Source organism: Pseudomonas sp. ATCC 43928, from assembly GCF_005938665.2.
GTDB lineage: Bacteria > Pseudomonadota > Gammaproteobacteria > Pseudomonadales > Pseudomonadaceae > Aquipseudomonas.
In genome coordinates this window covers 5,388,008-5,405,551 of the sequence record NZ_CP041753.1, presented here as the reverse complement: position 1 = coordinate 5,405,551, position 17,544 = coordinate 5,388,008, and the positions used below count along the sequence as shown (strand labels likewise).

Here is a 17,544-nt window from a genome sequence, read left to right as displayed (position 1 = left end):
GTCAGCATGATCAAGTCGCGCGCCGCCGTTGCCTTCGAGGCCAAGAAGCCCCTCGAGATCGTTGAAGTCGATGTCGCCATGCCCAAGGCGGGCGAAGTCCTGCTGCGCGTCGTCGCTTCCGGTGTCTGCCATACCGATGCCTACACCCTCTCGGGCGCGGACCCGGAAGGTATCTTTCCGTCGATCCTGGGCCACGAAGGTGGCGCGGTGGTCGAAGCGATCGGCGAGGGCGTGACCTCGGTTGCGGTGGGCGATCATGTGATCCCGCTGTACACCCCGGAATGTGGCAAGTGCAAATTCTGTCTGTCGGGCAAAACCAACCTCTGCCAGGCGATTCGTGCAACCCAGGGTAAAGGCCTGATGCCGGACGGCACTTCGCGCTTCTCCTACAAGGGCGAAACGATTTTCCACTACATGGGCACCTCGACGTTTTCCGAGTACACCGTGCTGCCGGAAATCTCCGTCGCCAAAATTCCTAAAGAAGCACCGCTGGAAAAAGTCTGCCTGCTGGGCTGTGGCGTCACCACCGGCATCGGTGCGGTGATCAACACTGCCAAGGTCAAACCGGGTGACACCGTTGCCATCTTCGGCCTGGGTGGCATCGGACTGTCTGCCGTGATCGGTGCGGTCAAAGCCAAGGCTGGCCGGATCATCGCCATTGACATCAACCCGGCCAAGTTCGAAATCGCCAGGCAATTGGGCGCCACGGACTGCGTGAACCCGAAAGACTTCGATCGTCCGATTCAGGAAGTGATTGTCGACATGACCGATGGTGGCGTCGACTTCTCGTTCGAATGCATCGGTAATGTCCAATTGATGCGTGCCGCACTTGAGTGCTGCCACAAAGGTTGGGGCGAGTCGGTCATCATCGGTGTGGCCGGCGCAGGCCAGGAAATCTCCACCCGTCCATTCCAGTTGGTCACCGGTCGCGTCTGGCGCGGTTCGGCGTTCGGTGGCGTGCGTGGCCGTACCGAGTTGCCAAGCTATGTCGAAATGGCCCAGACCGGCGAGATCCCGTTGGATACCTTCATCACCCACACCATGGGCCTGGAAGATATCAACAAGGCGTTTGACTTGATGCATGAAGGCAAAAGCATCCGTAGCGTCATTCATTTCTGAGGTCGCTTATGAGCCTGGAAAATATCTCCTGCCAGAAAAGCTTCGGCGGCTGGCACAAGCGTTACCGGCACCGCTCCGACGTGCTCGGTTGCGACATGGTGTTTGCCGTGTACCTGCCGCCGCAAGCGGAGCAGGGCGGTAAACTGCCAGTGTTGTACTGGTTGTCTGGCCTGACCTGTACCGACGAGAACTTCATGCAGAAGGCCGGTGCCATGCGCATGGCCGCCGAGCTGGGGCTGATTATCGTCGCACCGGACACCAGCCCACGCGGTCCCGAAGTGCCGGGCGATCCGGATGGTGCCTGGGACTTCGGTCTCGGTGCCGGTTTTTATCTGAATGCCACGCAGGAACCGTGGTCGCGGCACTATCGGATGCATGACTATGTCGTGCAGGAATTGCCGGCATTGGTTGAGGCGCATTTCCCGGCATCGGAAAAGCGTGGCATCAGCGGCCACTCCATGGGTGGTCATGGTGCGCTGGTCTGCGCCTTGCGCAATCCGGGGCGTTACCAGTCGGTGTCGGCGTTCTCGCCGATCAACAATCCGATCGATTGCCCATGGGGGCAGAAAGCCTTTTCCCGCTACTTGGGGGAAGACCGGTCGAAATGGCGCGAGTGGGATGCCTGTGCATTGATCGCCGAAGCCGACGAGAAACTGCCGCTGCTGGTGGATCAGGGTGATCGCGACGATTTCCTCGCCACCCAGCTCAAGCCAGAAGCCCTGCAACAGGCGGCGAAACTTGCCGGTCATCCGCTGACGTTGCGTTTGCAACCCGGCTACGACCACAGTTATTTCTTCATCGCGAGTTTCATCGACGACCACTTGCAGCATCACGCGCGCGCTCTAAGCGCCTAATGTCTGACAAAGCAGGTAGAATCACGCCCTGACAAAAATCGGGGCGTTTTTTTATGCGTATTGGCCACGGCTATGATGTGCACCGTTTCGGTGAAGGCGATTTCATCACGTTGGGCGGTGTGCGGATTGCACACAGCTTCGGGCTGCTTGCCCATTCCGACGGTGATGTCCTGCTGCACGCCTTGAGCGATGCGTTGCTCGGCGCTGCCGCGCTGGGTGATATCGGCAAGCATTTTCCGGACACCGATCCGCAATTCAAGGGCGCCGACAGCCGCGCGCTGTTGCGTCATGTCGTCGCACTGATCCACGCCAAGGGCTGGAAAGTCGGCAACGTCGATAACACCATCGTCGCCCAGGCCCCGAAAATGGCCCCGCATATCGAATCGATGCGCGCGCTGATTGCCGCGGATCTTCAAGTTGAGTTGGATCAAGTGAACGTGAAAGCTACCACCACCGAAAAGCTTGGCTTTGTCGGTCGCGAAGAAGGTATTGCCGTGCACTCCGTTGCCTTGTTGCTGCGCGCATGAACGAGGCGCAATTGCTCGGCCCACGGGCCTACGGTGACGCTCTCGGCAGCGCGGTGCTGAAAGCCACGGCGGAAGATTTCCAGGTTGATGAAGTCCTCGATATTCCCCTGAGTGGCGATGGCGAACACCTATGGATCTGGGTGGAAAAGCGCGGTCTGAATACCGAAGAAGCGGCACGGCGGATTGCCAAGGCTGCGGGCGTGCCATTGCGTACCGTCAGCTACGCTGGCCTCAAGGACCGTCAGGCGTTGACTCGCCAGTGGTTCAGCGTGCAACTGCCCGGCAAGGCTGATCCAGATCTGTCGGCAGCGGAAAACGACACGCTGAAGATTCTCAAGACCGGTCGGCACAGACGCAAGCTGCAACGCGGTGCCCATTCGGCCAACGGCTTCACGTTGCGCCTGACTCAATTCGCTGGCGACAAGGCCGCGATCGAAGAGCGTCTGCAACTGATCGCCAGGCAAGGTATTCCCAATTATTTCGGCGCCCAGCGTTTCGGGCATGACGGCGGCAACGTCGTCGACGCCCGTGCCTGGGCTGCGCGCAAAGCCCTGCCGGAACAACGCAATGTGCGTTCGCGCCTGCTCTCCACTGCGCGTAGTTTTCTGTTTAATCAGGTGCTGGCGGCACGCGTCGCCGATGGTACTTGGCAGTGTGCTCAGGTCGGCGATCTGCTGGCGTTCACTGACAGCCGCAGTTTCTTCCCGGCAGGTGAAGCCGAGTGCAGTGACCCGCGTCTGGCGATTCTCGACTTGCACCCGACCGGCCCACAGTGGGGCGAAGGTGACTCGCCGGCGTCGGGGGCTGTCCATGAACTGGAGCAGGCAATCGCCGCGCGCGAAGCGGATCTGCGCGATTGGTTGATTAACGCCGGTATGAGCCACGAACGTCGCATCCTGCGGCTGCCCATTGGCGGGTTGACGTGGCATTATCCCGAGCCTGACATTCTGCAACTGGAATTCGTCCTCCCGGCCGGATGCTTCGCCACCGTATTGGTGCGTGAACTCGTCGATCTGGTGCCGGTGGGGCAGACGGACAGCCCATGCGTATTCTGATTTCTAACGACGATGGGGTAACCGCACCCGGTCTCGCCGCGCTTTATGCTGCGCTGGCGGATTACACCGAATGCGTGGTTATCGCCCCGGACCAGGACAAAAGCGGCGCCAGCAGCTCGCTGACGCTCGACCGTCCGTTGCACCCGCATACCTTGGCCAATGGCTTTATCAGCCTCAACGGAACGCCTACCGATTGCGTGCACCTGGGCCTTAACGGCTTGCTGGAGTTTGAACCGGACATGGTGGTTTCCGGTATTAACCTGGGTGCGAACCTGGGGGACGACGTGCTGTATTCCGGTACTGTGGCGGCGGCCCTTGAGGGACGTTTCCTGGAGCGTCCTTCGTTTGCCTTTTCGTTTGTCTCACGGCAAGTGGAGAACCTTCCCACGGCGGCCTATTTTGCGCGCAAACTGGTAGAGGCCCACGCGGACCTCGATCTGCCACCGCGCACGGTACTGAACGTGAACATTCCCAACTTGCCGCTGGAGCATATCCGCGGTATCCAGCTGACCCGCCTGGGCCATCGCGCCCGCGCCGCTGCGCCGATAAAAGTGGTCGATCCGCGTGGTAAATCCGGTTACTGGATCGCTGCGGCGGGTGACGCCGAAGATGGCGGCCCGGGCACTGATTTCCATGCGGTGATGCAAGGCTATGTTTCAATCACGCCACTGCAACTGGATCGCACCTTTAATGATGCCTTCAGAAGTCTCGATGGCTGGCTGGAGGGGCTGCGCTAATGGCTCGTGAACAAGACGATATTCTGCACCGCGGCATCGGGATGACCTCCCAGCGGACCCGTGAGCGTCTGATTCAGCGCCTCTATGAAGAAGGGGTGTCCAACGCCAAGGTGCTGGAAGTCATCCGCCGCACACCGCGTCACCTGTTCGTCGATGAGGCGCTGGCCCACCGCGCTTATGAAGACACGGCGCTACCGATTGGCCATAACCAGACCATCTCCCAGCCTTATATGGTGGCGCGCATGAGCGAGCTGCTGCTGGAAGCCGGCCCGTTGGACAAGGTGCTGGAAATCGGTACTGGTTCGGGTTACCAGACAGCGGTGCTGTCGCAACTGGTCGAGCGGGTTTTTTCCGTCGAGCGCATCAAGGTTCTGCAAGATCGAGCCAAGGAGCGCCTGGTGGAGCTGAACCTGCGCAATGTGGTATTTCGCTGGGGCGATGGCTGGGAAGGCTGGCCGGCGCTGGCGCCTTATAACGGCATCATTGTGACCGCCGTGGCCACCGACGTGCCTCAGGCGCTGCTCGATCAATTGGCACCGGGCGGGCGATTGGTGATTCCGGTCGGCTCTGGTGAAGTTCAACAATTGATGCTGATCATCCGTGAAGAACAAGGCTTTTCCAGGCGTGTTCTGGGGGCGGTGCGCTTTGTGCCACTACTCAACGGGCCGCTGGCCTGAGCATTTGTTTCAACGTGCTGAATTCTCTTCGATTGCCCAGGTCTTACAGCGGCATCGATGGGTTAAACAGAATTCATCATCAGGCAGCAAACGTGTGCGTGAAGCGAATCCGCTTCATTAAAGGTAAAGCCTGTTCGGCCCGTTATACTTGCGACATTTCGTGCCGAAACACGGCAATTCATATTTTCAGCCACCACAAAGGGAGCGGCGGGTGAGTCTCACAGTCGTTGCGCAGCGAATGGGTATAACGAGCTTTCAGCGTCTGGTGACTGGTCTTGTCTTGAGTACCTTGCTGGTCGGTTGTTCCAGCACCAAATCGAGTAGCGTGGGAGTTGTCGATCGCAACAATGCGGTCGCCCAGCGTCCGGCCGTAACCACCGGCCAGTACATTGTTCGACCCAAGGACACGTTGTTTTCCATCGCCTTTCGCTACGGCTGGGACTACAAAGCCCTCGCGGCAAGGAACAACATTCCTACGCCTTACACGATCCATCCGGGTCAGACGATTCGCTTCGACGGTCGCAACGATTCAACGCCGGCAGCGGTGGTGAGTTCGTCCAGTTCCTCGCCTTCGTCGTCGAGCAAAACCACGGTAATTCGGCGTCAGGCAAATGGCACAACGACCAGTACAACGGTGCTCGCACCGTCCGTCGCCAGCAAACCGGCACCCGCTCCACTGCCTCCTGCCGGTCCGGCCCCGACGGGCTGGGGGTGGCCTTCTAATGGCATTCTGATTGGAAAATTCTCTTCAAACGGTAGTTTGAATAAAGGAATTGATATCGCCGGAGATTTGGGACAGCCTGTTTTAGCTGCGTCTGATGGGACGGTGGTATACGCCGGGAGTGGCTTAAGGGGCTACGGCGAATTAGTCATCATCAAACACAGCGATACCTACGTCAGTGCCTACGGTCACAACCGCAGGCTGTTGGTTCGGGAGGGGCAGCAGGTCAAAGTCGGACAGACAATTGCCGAAATGGGGTCAACGGGTACAGACCGGGTGAAACTGCATTTTGAGATTCGCCGACAAGGTAAACCTGTAGATCCGCTGCAGTTCCTGCCACGTCGTTGATTTGTTAGCCAAGCCTGTTCCGTCACGTAGAGGGAACAGGCTCCAGCGTTGCCAGGGATCAAGGCGCCGCTTGAGCTTGAGGTCGAACTCACCAAAGGACTATAACAATGGCTCTCAGTAAAGAAGTGCCGGAGTTTGACATCGACGATGAGGTTCTCCTTATGGAGACCGGCATCGCTATGGATTCGATGTCGAATGATGAAGGGGATGCACCACCTTCCGTTCGTGCCAAATCCAGACACTCCGCTTCGTTAAAGCAACACAAGTACATCGACTACACCCGGGCACTCGATGCCACGCAGCTGTACCTCAATGAAATCGGCTTTTCCCCATTGCTCTCCCCGGAAGAAGAAGTTCATTTTGCACGCCTGTCGCAAAGTGGTGATCCGGCCGGACGCAAGCGCATGATTGAAAGCAACCTGCGGCTGGTGGTGAAAATCGCCCGGCGTTACGTCAATCGTGGGCTGTCGCTGCTGGACCTGATCGAAGAGGGTAACCTCGGCCTGATCCGGGCAGTGGAAAAGTTCGATCCAGAACGCGGCTTCCGCTTTTCGACCTACGCCACCTGGTGGATTCGTCAGACCATCGAACGCGCGATCATGAATCAGACCCGGACCATCCGGCTACCTATTCATGTGGTCAAAGAGCTCAACGTGTACTTGCGGGCTGCACGGGAGCTGACTCAAAAGCTCGACCATGAACCCTCACCCGAAGAAATTGCCAACCTGCTGGAGAAACCGGTAGGCGAGGTCAAGCGCATGCTTGGCCTGAACGAGCGGGTTTCTTCGGTCGACGTCTCGCTGGGTCCGGATTCGGATAAAACCCTGCTGGACACCCTGACCGACGACCGCCCGACCGATCCATGTGAACTGTTGCAGGATGACGACCTGTCGCAGAGCATCGATCAATGGCTTTCGGAGCTGACCGACAAGCAACGCGAGGTGGTCGTACGCCGCTTCGGCTTGCGAGGTCACGAGAGCAGTACGCTTGAAGATGTCGGCCTGGAAATCGGCCTTACCCGGGAGCGGGTCAGGCAAATCCAGGTTGAAGGCCTCAAGCGTCTTCGGGAGATTCTCGAGAAAAACGGCCTGTCGAGTGAGTCGCTGTTCCAATAAGCCATTCGCTCAACCGTCAACCAAAAGCCCCGACTGGTTCGGGGCTTTTTGTTGTCGGCAAGATGAGAGAGGCGCGTTGGTATTGGCGCCACCTCAGGTTTGTAGTCTCGTGGTGTAAGTCTTTGCTTACTCTTTCGTAAGTGTTCATTATTTTTACACCCTGGTAGTTGTCTATTCGAAGGATGCTGTATTTATAAGTTATTGATTTATATGATTATTTTATTGAGTTAACAGCATATTACAGATGATTTCAGTCATGGAGGCCGATTGCTCTTGGTGGGGAATCCTCTAGTATTTGAACTGTGTCGACGGATAGACACGCCCTTCAAGGAAGAGGGGAACGGACATCGCAGGATGCGATTCATCAGGACGATGAAAAGGAATACATGGAATAGGGAAAAAATGTGGGCGGGTCAAACCGCCCCTTTTTTTTGCCTGCAGAAAAGTAAAAAGGCCCGCAAGGGGCCTTTTCGGGAACGCGAGGGAAATCAGCGTTCGAGGTGTTCGATCTTGCCTGGCTTGCCATCCCATTCAGCGGAATCGGGCAATGGATCTTTCCGTTCAGTGATGTTTGGCCATACCTCGGCCAATTCCATGTTCAGCTGAATGAAGTTTTCCATGCCGGCGGGAACTTCATCTTCAGAGAAGATGGCCACGGCAGGGCATTCTGGTTCGCACAGGGCGCAGTCGATGCACTCATCCGGGTGAATCACCAGGAAGTTCGGGCCTTCGTAAAAGCAGTCCACCGGACAGACTTCTACGCAGTCGGTGTACTTGCACTTGATGCAGTTGTCGGTGACGACGAAGGTCATTTCTAATTTTCTCCTCAGGCGGCGGCAGCGGAGCCCCTTCAGGACGGGGTCGCCAGGTTCGGGAGCGATAGTCTGCAGGCCAGGCTATGAGCCTGCAGCATCCCAAACCGCGCGAGATTCTAACAGCTTGCAGGCAAGTGCGTTAGATCCGTGTCTTTAATGTATAGAGCATTTCCAAAGCCCTGCGTGGTGTCAGGTCATCCAGATCAAGTTTGGCCAGTTCATCCAGCACCGGATGCGGCAGGCTGGCGAACATGTCGCTCTGTTGCGGCGCAACGGATTTGCCTTTGGCCGGCGTCGGCACTTCATGGGGCAGCGCCGTGGATTCCAGCCGGCTCAAGTGTTCACGGGCACGCACGATCACTTCGCTCGGCACCCCGGCCAACTGTGCAACCGCCAGGCCATAGCTCTGGCTGGCAGGCCCAGGCAGCACGTGGTGCAGGAACACGATGCGTTCGTTGTGCTCGGTGGCATTGAGGTGCACGTTGGCTACTAGCGGTTGGGCTTCCGGCAGCACCGTCAGCTCGAAATAGTGAGTGGCGAACAGTGTATAGGCCCGCAGTTGCGCCAGACGCTCGGCCGCCGCCCACGCCAGGGACAGGCCGTCGAAGGTGCTGGTGCCGCGACCGACTTCGTCCATCAGCACCAGGCTGCGCTCGGTGGCGTTGTGCAGGATGTTCGCGGTTTCGCTCATTTCGACCATGAAGGTCGAACGCCCGCCCGCCAGGTCGTCGCTGGAACCGATCCGGGTGAAGATCCGGTCGACCAGGGACAATTCGCAACTGGCCGCCGGCACGAAGCTACCGATGTGCGCCAGCAGCACGATCAACGCGGTCTGGCGCATGTAGGTGGATTTACCGCCCATGTTCGGACCGGTGATCACCAGCATGCGGGTGCTGTCATCGAGGCTCAGGTCGTTGGCCACGAACGGTGTGGTGAGTACTTGCTCGACCACCGGGTGACGACCCTGGCTGATGCGCATGCAGGGCTCGCTGACGAAGCGCGGGCAGTTCAGGTCCAGATTCAGTGCACGCTCGGCGAGGTTGCTCAGTACGTCCAGTTCGGCCAGTGCGGCAGCGGTGTCCTGCAAGGGCGGCAATTGAGCGATCAGGTCTTCGAGCAGTGCTTCGTAGAGCATCTTCTCGCGCGCCAGGGCACGGCTCTTGGCCGACAGCGCCTTGTCTTCGAACGCTTTCAGTTCCGGGGTGATGAAGCGCTCGGCACCCTTGAGGGTCTGGCGACGGATATAGTCCGCCGGAGCCGACTCGGCCTGCTTGCTCGGCAACTCGATGAAGTAGCCGTGAATGCGGTTGTAACCGACTTTCAGGTTGGCCAGGCCGGTGCGGGCCTTCTCCCGGGCTTCCAGATCGATCAGGAACTGCCCGGCGTTTTCGCTGAGCGATTGCAGCTCGTCGAGTTCGCTGTCGTAACCGGTTTTCAACACGCCGCCGTCACGGATCACCGCTGGCGGGTTGTCGATGATGGCTTTTTCCAGCAGCGCCGCGAGTTCTGGATAGGTGCTGGTGGTCGTCGCCAATTGCATGATGTGCGGAGCTTCAAGCTCGGCCATCGCCACCTGCAACTCTGGCAGTGCGCCGAGGGCATCGCGCAGACGCGCCAAGTCACGAGGGCGGGCATTGCGCAGGCCGATCCGCGCCAGAATCCGCTCGATGTCACCGATTTCCTTGAGCTGCGGCTGCAGTTTCTCAAAGCGATAACGATCAAGCAGGCAGGTGATCGAAGTCTGACGTGCCAGCAATACGGTCAAATCCCGCAGCGGACGGTTCAGCCAGCGGGTCAGCAAACGGCTGCCCATGGCGGTCTGGCAGCGGTCGACCACCGATTGCAACGTGTTGTCGCGACCACCGGCCAGGTTGGTATCCAGTTCCAGGTTGCGCCGGCTGGCGCCGTCCAGCACCACGGTGTCGTCCAGGCGTTCATGACGCAGGCTGCGCAAGTGCGGCAGGGCGGTGCGCTGGGTTTCCTTGGCGTAGCTGAGCAGGCAGCCAGCAGCGCCGATGGCCAGGGTTAGGTTCTCGCAGCCGAAACCTTTCAGGTCCTGGGTGGAAAACTGCTGGCAAAGACTTTTCAACGCCGAGTCACGCTCGAAATCCCACGGCGCACGGCGACGAACCCCACGGCGTTTTTCCGCCGGCAAATCCTTCGGCCAGTCATCCGGGATCATCAGCTCAACCGGGTTGACCCGCTCCAGTTCCGCCAGCAGGTTTTCCCAGCCCTTGATCTCCAGCACCGTGAAGTTGCCGCTGGTGATATCGAGCACAGCCAGGCCGAACAGACGCTCGTCACCCAGCACCGCCGCGATCAGGTTGTCCCGGCGCTCATCCAGCAGCGCTTCATCGCTGACCGTACCGGGCGTGATGATGCGCACCACCTGACGATCCACCGGCCCTTTGCTGGTGGCCGGGTCACCGACCTGCTCACAGATCACCACCGATTCGCCGAGCTTCACCAGTTTCGCCAGGTAACCTTCCGCAGCGTGGTAAGGAATCCCACACATCGGAATCGCCTGACCCGCCGATTGCCCACGAGCCGTCAGGGTGATGTCCAGCAACTTGGCGGCCTTCTTCGCGTCTTCATAGAAGATCTCGTAGAAGTCGCCCATGCGATAGAACATCAGCTGGTCGGGGTGCTGGTTCTTCAGGCGCCAGTATTGCTGCATCATTGGCGTGTGGGAGGACAGATCGGAGACGGCTTTATTCATCGGATATAGGCAAATTCGTTGAAAGGTGTGGGGCAAAGGAGGGGCATCGGCCCGGCTTTTCCGCGATGGGCGCAAGGTTACCATGGGCGGTCCGCCCGACGCAGGCATGAAAGCCTTAAGGCTATTTTTCGTGGGTCTATGCACAAATTATGCAATTTGGCATTTGTCTTCCGAAAAAAGATCAAGCACTATTCGCGTTATGCAAAAACGCAATGTTTCTACCGTCTTAAGAGCGCTGCTCGATCAGCACGGGATCTCCCCCACGGAGCTTCACCGTCGCACTGGCGTGCCTCAATCCACTCTCTCGCGCATCCTCAGCGGGAAGATCGTCGATCCTTCGGATAAACATATCTCGAAGATTGCCGAATACTTTGCTGTGAGCACCGATCAGTTGCGGGGCCGCGCGGATGTCGCGCCGGCTGCCGGCGCCGGGCGTGATGAATTGCATTCGGAACTCAAGGACATAAGCCTGTGGGACGACGATACGCCTGTCGATGACGACGAGGTGTCGGTCCCCTTTCTTCGCGAGGTTGAATTGGCTGCTGGATCAGGAAGATTCGTCATCGAAGAGAGTGAGCGCTCTAGCCTGCGCTTCGGCAAGCGCAGCTTGCGCCACAACGGTGTGCAGTTCGACCAGGCCAAATGCGTGACCGTGCGTGGCAACAGCATGTTGCCGGTACTGCGCGACGGTGCCACGGTGGGGGTGAATGCCGGTAAATGCGGGATTGGCGACATCATCGACGGCGACCTGTACGCCATCAACCACAACGGCCAGTTACGGGTGAAACAGCTTTATCGCCTGCCGACCGGGATTCGCCTGCGCAGCTTCAATCGCGATGAGCATCCGGACGAGGACTACAGCTTCCAGGAAATCCAGGAAGAGCAAATCGTCATCCTTGGTCACGTCTTCTGGTGGGGCATGTACGCCCGCTAACCTCACCGCTGTCAGATAAAACCCGTCGCCCGACGGGTTTTTTTTCGCCTGCCGAAAACCGCCAACGCCTTTGTTTGTGGGGCTTTCATGCGTCTGTGCATTTTCAATGCATAAATAAATGCATTTATGCATTGACTGTATATGCATTCATGCATATTCTTTGTCTCAAGCCGCTCAACAAAGCGGCTCGAAACGAAGCTCTTTAGTTCCACCACAAAGGCAGCGATGAACCGGCCTCAACGGTTCAGAGGGTTGGCAACTGACCCGGGTGTGCAGCGTAAAGCACCAGAAGCAGTTATCCGGCGGGCAGGGACCGCGGTCGGAAAAACAATTTGAATGGACTCGTACCGCGCCAGTAGCGCCGAAAAGTCAGCTTCCTTTTTGACACAAGATTAAAGGAAGGCGAAGGAGCGCATTACTGAAAAGCCCGGAATGCTCCGGGCTTTTTGGAATGCCTACCTCAAGAGACATCGATTGAATCCAACACACATCACTCATCAATTACCCCAGGAGGCGTGACATGACAAACGAGCAACAAGCGTTGCTGGACATGCCGATCTGGCTCGTCATCCTCCTCGCGGTAGCGGGTGGGGTGTCCGGCGAAATGTGGCGCGCCGACAAGGAGGGCGCCCGTGGCTGGTCACTGCTGCGGCGCCTGGCCCTGCGGTCCGGGGCCTGCATGATCTGCGGCGTCTCGGCGATCATGCTGTTGTACGCCGCGGGCCTGTCGATCTGGGCCGCCGGCGCCTTTGGCTGCCTGACGGCGATGGCCGGGGCGGACGTGGCCATCGGACTTTACGAACGTTGGGCCGCCAAGCGGATTGGCGTTTGTGAAGTGCCACCGCGCGATTCTCACCCCGATCAACAGTGAACCGGCGTCGCTGATCTTCGTATTGCCATAGGAATAGGAGGCCATTGATGCCCGCTGTCATCGAAAAACCGTCGCAGCTGTTTTCTGCCATTGCCGAGACGTTGCGTATCGCCATTCCTGGCTTGAAGGTCGGGAGTCATCAAGACTTTGATGGCACTGTCGATTTGCCCTGGGTGTTGATCGCCATCGAACGCGATGCGCCGGGCATCCGTGCCAACGACGGACGTATCGCTCATGTCCTGACGGTTTCCTTGCAAGCCGTGTTGCCCGGCGCAGGGTTGGCGGCGTGCGATCTGGCCAGTGAGTTGAAAAGTCTGGTCGTCGATAACCGCTGGAAACTGCCGGGCGAGCAATGCGATCTGCCGATGAACATTGATGGCATCCCGTCCACGTTCATCAGCGATGCACGGGAGTACACCGCCTGGACCGTTTCATTTACCCAAACCCTGTACCTCGGCCCGACGCTGCTCGAAGACCCGTTGGGCATCCCGAAATTTGCCCGTACCTGGGAGGTGTCGAACATCGACGACCCGGATCAATACACCGCACTCGAGGGCTGACCCATGTTTGATGCGCTGTTACGTATGCAACTGGGGCCGATCATCGAGCGTTTGGCCGAGATGGAAACCGAGCTCGAAGACTTGCACCGGCGTGCTGACAGTTTCTGTCGCATCGGCGTGTGTCAGGAAGTCGATGCGGCCAGCAATACCTGCAAGGTCCGTCATGGGGAACTGCTCACCCCGGCGATCCGGTTTTTCAACCCAAGCGCCGGGGTACAGAGCGAGTCGCGGATTCCTTCCGTGGGTGAGCAGTGTTTGCTGCTGAACCACGGCGGTGGCGAGGGCGGCGGGCAGTCGGTGGCGTTGTTCGGTCTCAACGGCGGTCAGTTCCCGCCCGTCTCGACACAGGCATCGCTGACGCGTCGCCTTTATCAGGACGGCACGGAAAACGGTTACGACCACGCCAGTCATGTCCTGCACTGGAAGAACGGCCCTGCGGCGTTCACCGGTTCCCGTGAATCCCTCGAGTTGAACATCGGCCCGGCGAGGCTGGCGATGAGGCCTGAGGCCATCGAATTGCAACTGGGCGCCGTCGGCCTGCGGCTCGACGCTTCCGGTGTGCATCTGAGCGGCCCGTTGGTGGATCACCAGGGTCGCGTCATCAGTACTGCATAAAGAGCTTCCCATGATCGGAATCGATAGAAACACCGGCGCAACGGTCGACGACTGGCTGCAGTTCGTGCAGCGCGCCACCCGGGCGCTGACCACGCCGTTGGGCACGCGTCAGAAGCGCCCTTTGTATGGTTGCGCACTCACTGAGTTGCTGGGGCAGAACCTCGGCGACGACCTGCTGATTCTCGCCCAGAGCCATGCCGCCCAAGCGTTTTACAACAAGTACAACGGCATCGACGATTTCGAGCCGCAGGTCATTGTGGCCAGCCGCTACGGTGCCGGGTTGTTATTGCGTTTCGCCGGCACCTGGAAAAACCGCCAACAGACCTTCGAGGTGGTGGCATGAGTATGTTGATACCTGGCCAGAACCAGTTGGCCGAACCGGCAATCGTCACGGTCGAAGCGTTCGAGGATCTGCTCGCGGAGTTCAAGACCTTCGTTGTCGAGTACGTCGGCGCCCGTTCCCCCGAGAGCGCGGCCAAGCTTGCGGTCAGCCTGGAAAACGAAAGCGAGTTGCTGACCCTGGCCCTTGAGGCGTTTTGTGTGCGGCTGCAAACCCACGAACGTAAATACAACGCTCGCATCAAGCAGATGCTGGCGTGGTGGGCCACCAGCACCAACCTCGACGCGCGCCTCGCGGACATGGGGCTTGAGCGCCAGTTGCTGGACCCGGGCGATCCGGCGGCATTCCCGCCGATCGATCCGGTCTACGAGAGCGATGACGACGCCCGGTTGCGTTATTACCTGGCGCCCCATGCACCGGCGGCGGGCTCGCGGATGCAGTATCGGCGCGAGATCTTCACCCTTGGCGAACGGCCTGTCGTGAAGGTGGAAACCACAGCGGCGGGTGTGGTGACGGTCACTTACACCTTCGACCCGGACGGCTATGTCGCACAGGTCAAGGACGGCAACGGGCGCCGGACCGCGCCAGGCGAAGTCACGGTTACGGTGCTTTCCCGAGAGGGCGATGGCACGCCGTCCGAAGCGCTGCTTGACGGTGTTCGCCAGCATTTCGCCCGGCCTGATGTCCGGCCCGAAACGGACCTGGTTACCGTGCAGGGCGCGCAAATCAAGAACTACAAAATCCGGGTGATCGCGAAGATCAACCCGGGCCCCGATTCAGGGCTGACCAAGCTTGCCGCGCAACAGCAGCTGCAGGCGTATGCCGATGCCTGTCATCGCCTGGAAGGGCGAGTGGACCCGAGCTGGATCGACTACACGCTGCACAGCGCCGGGGCGGTTCAACTGCAAATCCTTGAGCCGGTAGCGCCGATTGTGACGAGCGCTTTTCAAGCGCCGTATTGCACGGGCGTCGAGGTCGAGGTGGATACGTTATGAGTGACGACACACCTCGCCCGAGCCTGTTGCCGGCCAACAGCTCACCGCTGGAAAGGGCGCTTGATCTCGGTTTCGCCCGGTTGCTTGAGCGCATCGACCCGCCGTTCCCCGAACTGATGAACCCCGCCAAAACACCGCTGGCGTTCCTGCCGTACCTGGGCGCGGATCGCGGGGTCAGCGAATGGAGCACCGAGGCGACCGAGGCGGAAAAACGCCTGACGGTGGAACTGGCCTGGCCCACCGCACGGCAGGCCGGGACGCGAAAAGCACTGGAAAACGCGGCCAAGGGATTGCAATTGATGCCTGAGGTGCGCGCCTGGTACGAACAAACACCACCCGGCCCGCCTTACAGCTTTTCCGTCAGGGCCTTCACCGAACAGCCCTACAGCGAAGAAATCGACGCCCGTCTCGACCGACGCCTGGCCGATGCCAAAAGCGAACGCGACACCTTGAAGGTTTCCGTCGGCTTGAGCGCATTCGGCAGTCACGTCATCGGCGCCGCCACCGTATGCGGCGAGCTGACCACGGTTTATCCGATCGTCATCGAAGGGCTTGAAGCCTCGGGTCAGGCCTTCATGGCCGCTGGGCTCTACACCGTCGAAACCTCCACTATTTATCCTCAGGGGTCCTAAATGGCCGACTATTACACCCTGCTCACCAATGCGGGGATCGCCTACGAAACCGCCTGCAAGGCAGCGGGCACACCGATCAAGCTGTCGCAGATTTCCGTCGGTGACGGCGGCGGCGCGGTTTACAACCCGGCTGCCACTGCCACGGCACTGAAACGCGAAGTGTGGCGCGGGCCACTCAATGCACTGTTCCAGGATGAGAATAATCCGAGTTGGTTGCTGGCCGAAGTGACTATCCCGCCTGAAGTGGGCGGCTGGTATGTGCGTGAGGCCGGGATCTGGACTGATACCGGCATTCTGTATGCGATCGTCAAGTATCCGGAGTCGTTCAAGCCGGTGCTGGCGACTTCGGGCTCGGGGAAAGAGTTCTACATTCGTTCGATTTTCGAGACCAGTAATGCGGCGTTGGTGACGTTGTTGATTGACGACGCGGTTGTTAAGGCGACGCGGGCGTGGGTCATGAGTTACCTCGCCGAAGAACTTGGCAAACTCGACGGCAAGCAGTCTGTGCGTGTCGCGGCAACCGGCAACGTGGTGTTGAATGGTGCTCAGCAGATTGACGGTGTTGCGGTGGTGGCGGGGGATCGGGTGTTGCTGCCGAACCAGACGCTGGCCAAAGATAACGGCTTGTGGGTGGTTAGCAATGGCGACTGGATGCGGGCAAGCGATGCCAGCACCAGTGCGAAAGTTACCCCGGCCCTGACTGTGATGGTCGAAGAGGGCACGGTGAATGGTGATTCGCTGTGGCACCTGACCACCAACGGGCCGATTACCCTGGGAACGACGGCGCTGACGTTTGAAATGTTGGCCGGGCGGACGGGGATTCAGCCGGGGACTTACAAGAGTCTGACTGTGGACAAGTATGGCCGGGCAACCGGCGGTTCGAACCCTGAAACGCTGGCCGGGTTTGGTATCAAGGATACGTACACCAAGGCTGAAATCGAGGCGATGATCGCCGTGGCTTCGGCGCTGCCGGTCGGTGCGATGGTGGCGTTCCCCGTGAACAAGATTGCGCCCGGGTTTATGGAGATCGACGGCAGTGTTAAGAGCATTGCGGTCTATCCGGATCTGGCAGCGTTCTTCGGTACGGCGTTCAACAAGGGGGATGAAGGGGCGGGTAATTTCCGTTTGCCAGAATCGCGCGGCGAGTTCTTGCGCGGTTGGGACCATGGACGCGGTGTTGACGCTGGGCGCGGCATTGGCAGCTATCAAGTAGGCCAGAACGAAAGTCACAACCACCGTTATTTTGACGTTGCAAAAGCCAACATCGACCCTTATGGGGCGTCAGCACTTGGCGTCGTTAATGGTGTCGCTCAGTCTATAGCTGAGGGTGGATACCTGGCCGCTACGGGGGGGGACAGCGCGCAGTTGGTCGCGACCACTAACACGGTTAACTCCGGTGGAAGCGAGGCACGTCCGCGCAACTTGGCGGTTATGTGGTGCATCAAGGCCTGGAATGCTCCGATCAATCAGGGAAACATTGATATCGCCGCGCTGGCTGCGTTGGCTGCTCCCGCTACTGAAACCAATCAGGGTACAGCCAAGGTCGCTACACAGAGTCAGGCGGATGTCGGAGCCGATGACACTACCTTTATTACGCCTAAAAAAATGCGTTGGGGGATTACGGCCAACCTTAACGCTAACGGCTACATCATTTTCCCTACGTGGATGTTCAGCTTCATTATCCAGTGGACCACTGTCGGTAATATTCCAGCGGGTGCATCAGGGTCTGTTGCTTGGCCTATTGCTTTCCGAGCTGCGTGTCTTTTTGGGGGGGCTTGTCCTGTTGGGGTAGCCTCTAACAATTCGGCGGGAAATATCGTGCCCGGTGCCGTTTCAACCACGGGTATCAATTTATATAACTGGGGGGTGATTAGCGCGTCTTCCCGGGCATGGGGGTTTGGAGTTTGAAC

The 17,544-nt window shown here is 59.0% G+C and carries 18 protein-coding genes; 16 read left to right on the top strand and 2 right to left on the bottom strand.

Annotation, left to right across the window (positions count from 1 at the left end; translation table 11 throughout):
* The first annotated feature begins 6 nt into the window (after positions 1 to 6).
* The 8 genes from FFH90_RS24815 to rpoS all read left to right on the top strand — a co-directional run bounded on the left by FFH90_RS24815 (position 7) and on the right by rpoS (position 7,153).
* Complete coding sequence (locus tag FFH90_RS24815) at positions 7 to 1,119, top strand: S-(hydroxymethyl)glutathione dehydrogenase/class III alcohol dehydrogenase (RefSeq protein ID WP_018927002.1); 1,113 nt, start codon at positions 7 to 9, stop codon at positions 1,117 to 1,119.
* A gap of 8 nt (positions 1,120 to 1,127) precedes the next feature.
* Complete coding sequence (gene fghA, locus FFH90_RS24810) at positions 1,128 to 1,973, top strand: S-formylglutathione hydrolase (protein WP_064620040.1); 846 nt, start codon at positions 1,128 to 1,130, stop codon at positions 1,971 to 1,973.
* A 53-nt stretch (positions 1,974 to 2,026) separates the two neighbouring features.
* On the top strand, positions 2,027 to 2,500 hold the full coding sequence (ispF, locus tag FFH90_RS24805; protein WP_018927000.1) for a 2-C-methyl-D-erythritol 2,4-cyclodiphosphate synthase: 474 nt from the start codon (positions 2,027 to 2,029) through the stop codon (positions 2,498 to 2,500).
* Positions 2,497 to 3,555 carry a tRNA pseudouridine(13) synthase TruD gene (gene truD, locus FFH90_RS24800; protein ID WP_138866256.1) on the top strand — a complete coding sequence of 353 codons (1,059 nt, stop codon included), beginning with the start codon at positions 2,497 to 2,499 and terminating at the stop codon, positions 3,553 to 3,555. Before ispF ends, truD begins: the two co-directional genes overlap by 4 nt.
* The gene (gene surE, locus FFH90_RS24795; RefSeq protein ID WP_018926998.1) at positions 3,543 to 4,292 is read left to right on the top strand and encodes a 5'/3'-nucleotidase SurE; all 750 of its coding nucleotides are present in this window, start codon (positions 3,543 to 3,545) and stop codon (positions 4,290 to 4,292) included. The genes truD and surE overlap by 13 nt, the downstream gene beginning before the upstream one ends.
* A gap of 41 nt (positions 4,293 to 4,333) precedes the next feature.
* Positions 4,334 to 4,969, top strand: coding sequence for a protein-L-isoaspartate(D-aspartate) O-methyltransferase (locus tag FFH90_RS24790; RefSeq protein WP_173861137.1), 636 nt, complete (start codon positions 4,334 to 4,336; stop codon positions 4,967 to 4,969).
* Positions 4,970 to 5,180: 211 nt separating this feature from the next.
* On the top strand, positions 5,181 to 6,038 hold the full coding sequence (locus FFH90_RS24785; RefSeq protein WP_138866255.1) for a peptidoglycan DD-metalloendopeptidase family protein: 858 nt from the start codon (positions 5,181 to 5,183) through the stop codon (positions 6,036 to 6,038).
* A 107-nt stretch (positions 6,039 to 6,145) separates the two neighbouring features.
* Positions 6,146 to 7,153, top strand: a complete 1,008-nt coding sequence (rpoS, locus tag FFH90_RS24780) for an RNA polymerase sigma factor RpoS (protein WP_007940534.1) — start codon at positions 6,146 to 6,148, stop codon at positions 7,151 to 7,153.
* Between the two features lie 488 nt (positions 7,154 to 7,641).
* Here the strand turns inward: rpoS and fdxA are convergent, their stop codons facing one another.
* The gene (gene fdxA, locus FFH90_RS24770; RefSeq protein ID WP_007940535.1) at positions 7,642 to 7,965 is read right to left on the bottom strand and encodes a ferredoxin FdxA; all 324 of its coding nucleotides are present in this window, start codon (positions 7,963 to 7,965) and stop codon (positions 7,642 to 7,644) included.
* Positions 7,966 to 8,107: 142 nt separating this feature from the next.
* Positions 8,108 to 10,687, bottom strand: a complete 2,580-nt coding sequence (gene mutS / locus FFH90_RS24765) for a DNA mismatch repair protein MutS (protein WP_026286487.1) — start codon at positions 10,685 to 10,687, stop codon at positions 8,108 to 8,110.
* A gap of 199 nt (positions 10,688 to 10,886) precedes the next feature.
* On the opposite strand from mutS, the gene FFH90_RS24760 reads away from it, so the two are divergent.
* From FFH90_RS24760 to FFH90_RS24725, 8 genes are all read left to right on the top strand, one after another.
* Entirely contained in the window at positions 10,887 to 11,621 is a 735-nt protein-coding gene (locus tag FFH90_RS24760; RefSeq protein WP_026286486.1) for an XRE family transcriptional regulator, read from the top strand.
* 520 nt (positions 11,622 to 12,141) lie between these two features.
* Positions 12,142 to 12,492 carry a phage holin family protein gene (locus tag FFH90_RS24755; protein ID WP_064620035.1) on the top strand — a complete coding sequence of 117 codons (351 nt, stop codon included), beginning with the start codon at positions 12,142 to 12,144 and terminating at the stop codon, positions 12,490 to 12,492.
* A gap of 47 nt (positions 12,493 to 12,539) precedes the next feature.
* On the top strand, positions 12,540 to 13,052 hold the full coding sequence (locus tag FFH90_RS24750; RefSeq protein WP_138866253.1) for a hypothetical protein: 513 nt from the start codon (positions 12,540 to 12,542) through the stop codon (positions 13,050 to 13,052).
* A gap of 3 nt (positions 13,053 to 13,055) precedes the next feature.
* Positions 13,056 to 13,667, top strand: a complete 612-nt coding sequence (locus tag FFH90_RS24745; protein WP_138866252.1) for a phage baseplate assembly protein V — start codon at positions 13,056 to 13,058, stop codon at positions 13,665 to 13,667.
* 10 nt (positions 13,668 to 13,677) lie between these two features.
* A complete protein-coding gene (locus tag FFH90_RS24740; RefSeq protein WP_018926989.1) occupies positions 13,678 to 14,010 on the top strand; it encodes a phage baseplate protein in 333 nt (110 codons plus the stop codon).
* Entirely contained in the window at positions 14,007 to 15,002 is a 996-nt protein-coding gene (locus FFH90_RS24735; protein ID WP_138866251.1) for a baseplate J/gp47 family protein, read from the top strand. The genes FFH90_RS24740 and FFH90_RS24735 overlap by 4 nt, the downstream gene beginning before the upstream one ends.
* Positions 14,999 to 15,634 carry a phage tail protein I gene (locus tag FFH90_RS24730; protein WP_138866250.1) on the top strand — a complete coding sequence of 212 codons (636 nt, stop codon included), beginning with the start codon at positions 14,999 to 15,001 and terminating at the stop codon, positions 15,632 to 15,634. The genes FFH90_RS24735 and FFH90_RS24730 overlap by 4 nt, the downstream gene beginning before the upstream one ends.
* The gene (locus tag FFH90_RS24725; protein ID WP_138866249.1) at positions 15,635 to 17,542 is read left to right on the top strand and encodes a phage tail protein; all 1,908 of its coding nucleotides are present in this window, start codon (positions 15,635 to 15,637) and stop codon (positions 17,540 to 17,542) included.
* The last annotated feature ends 2 nt before the right edge of the window (positions 17,543 to 17,544 follow it).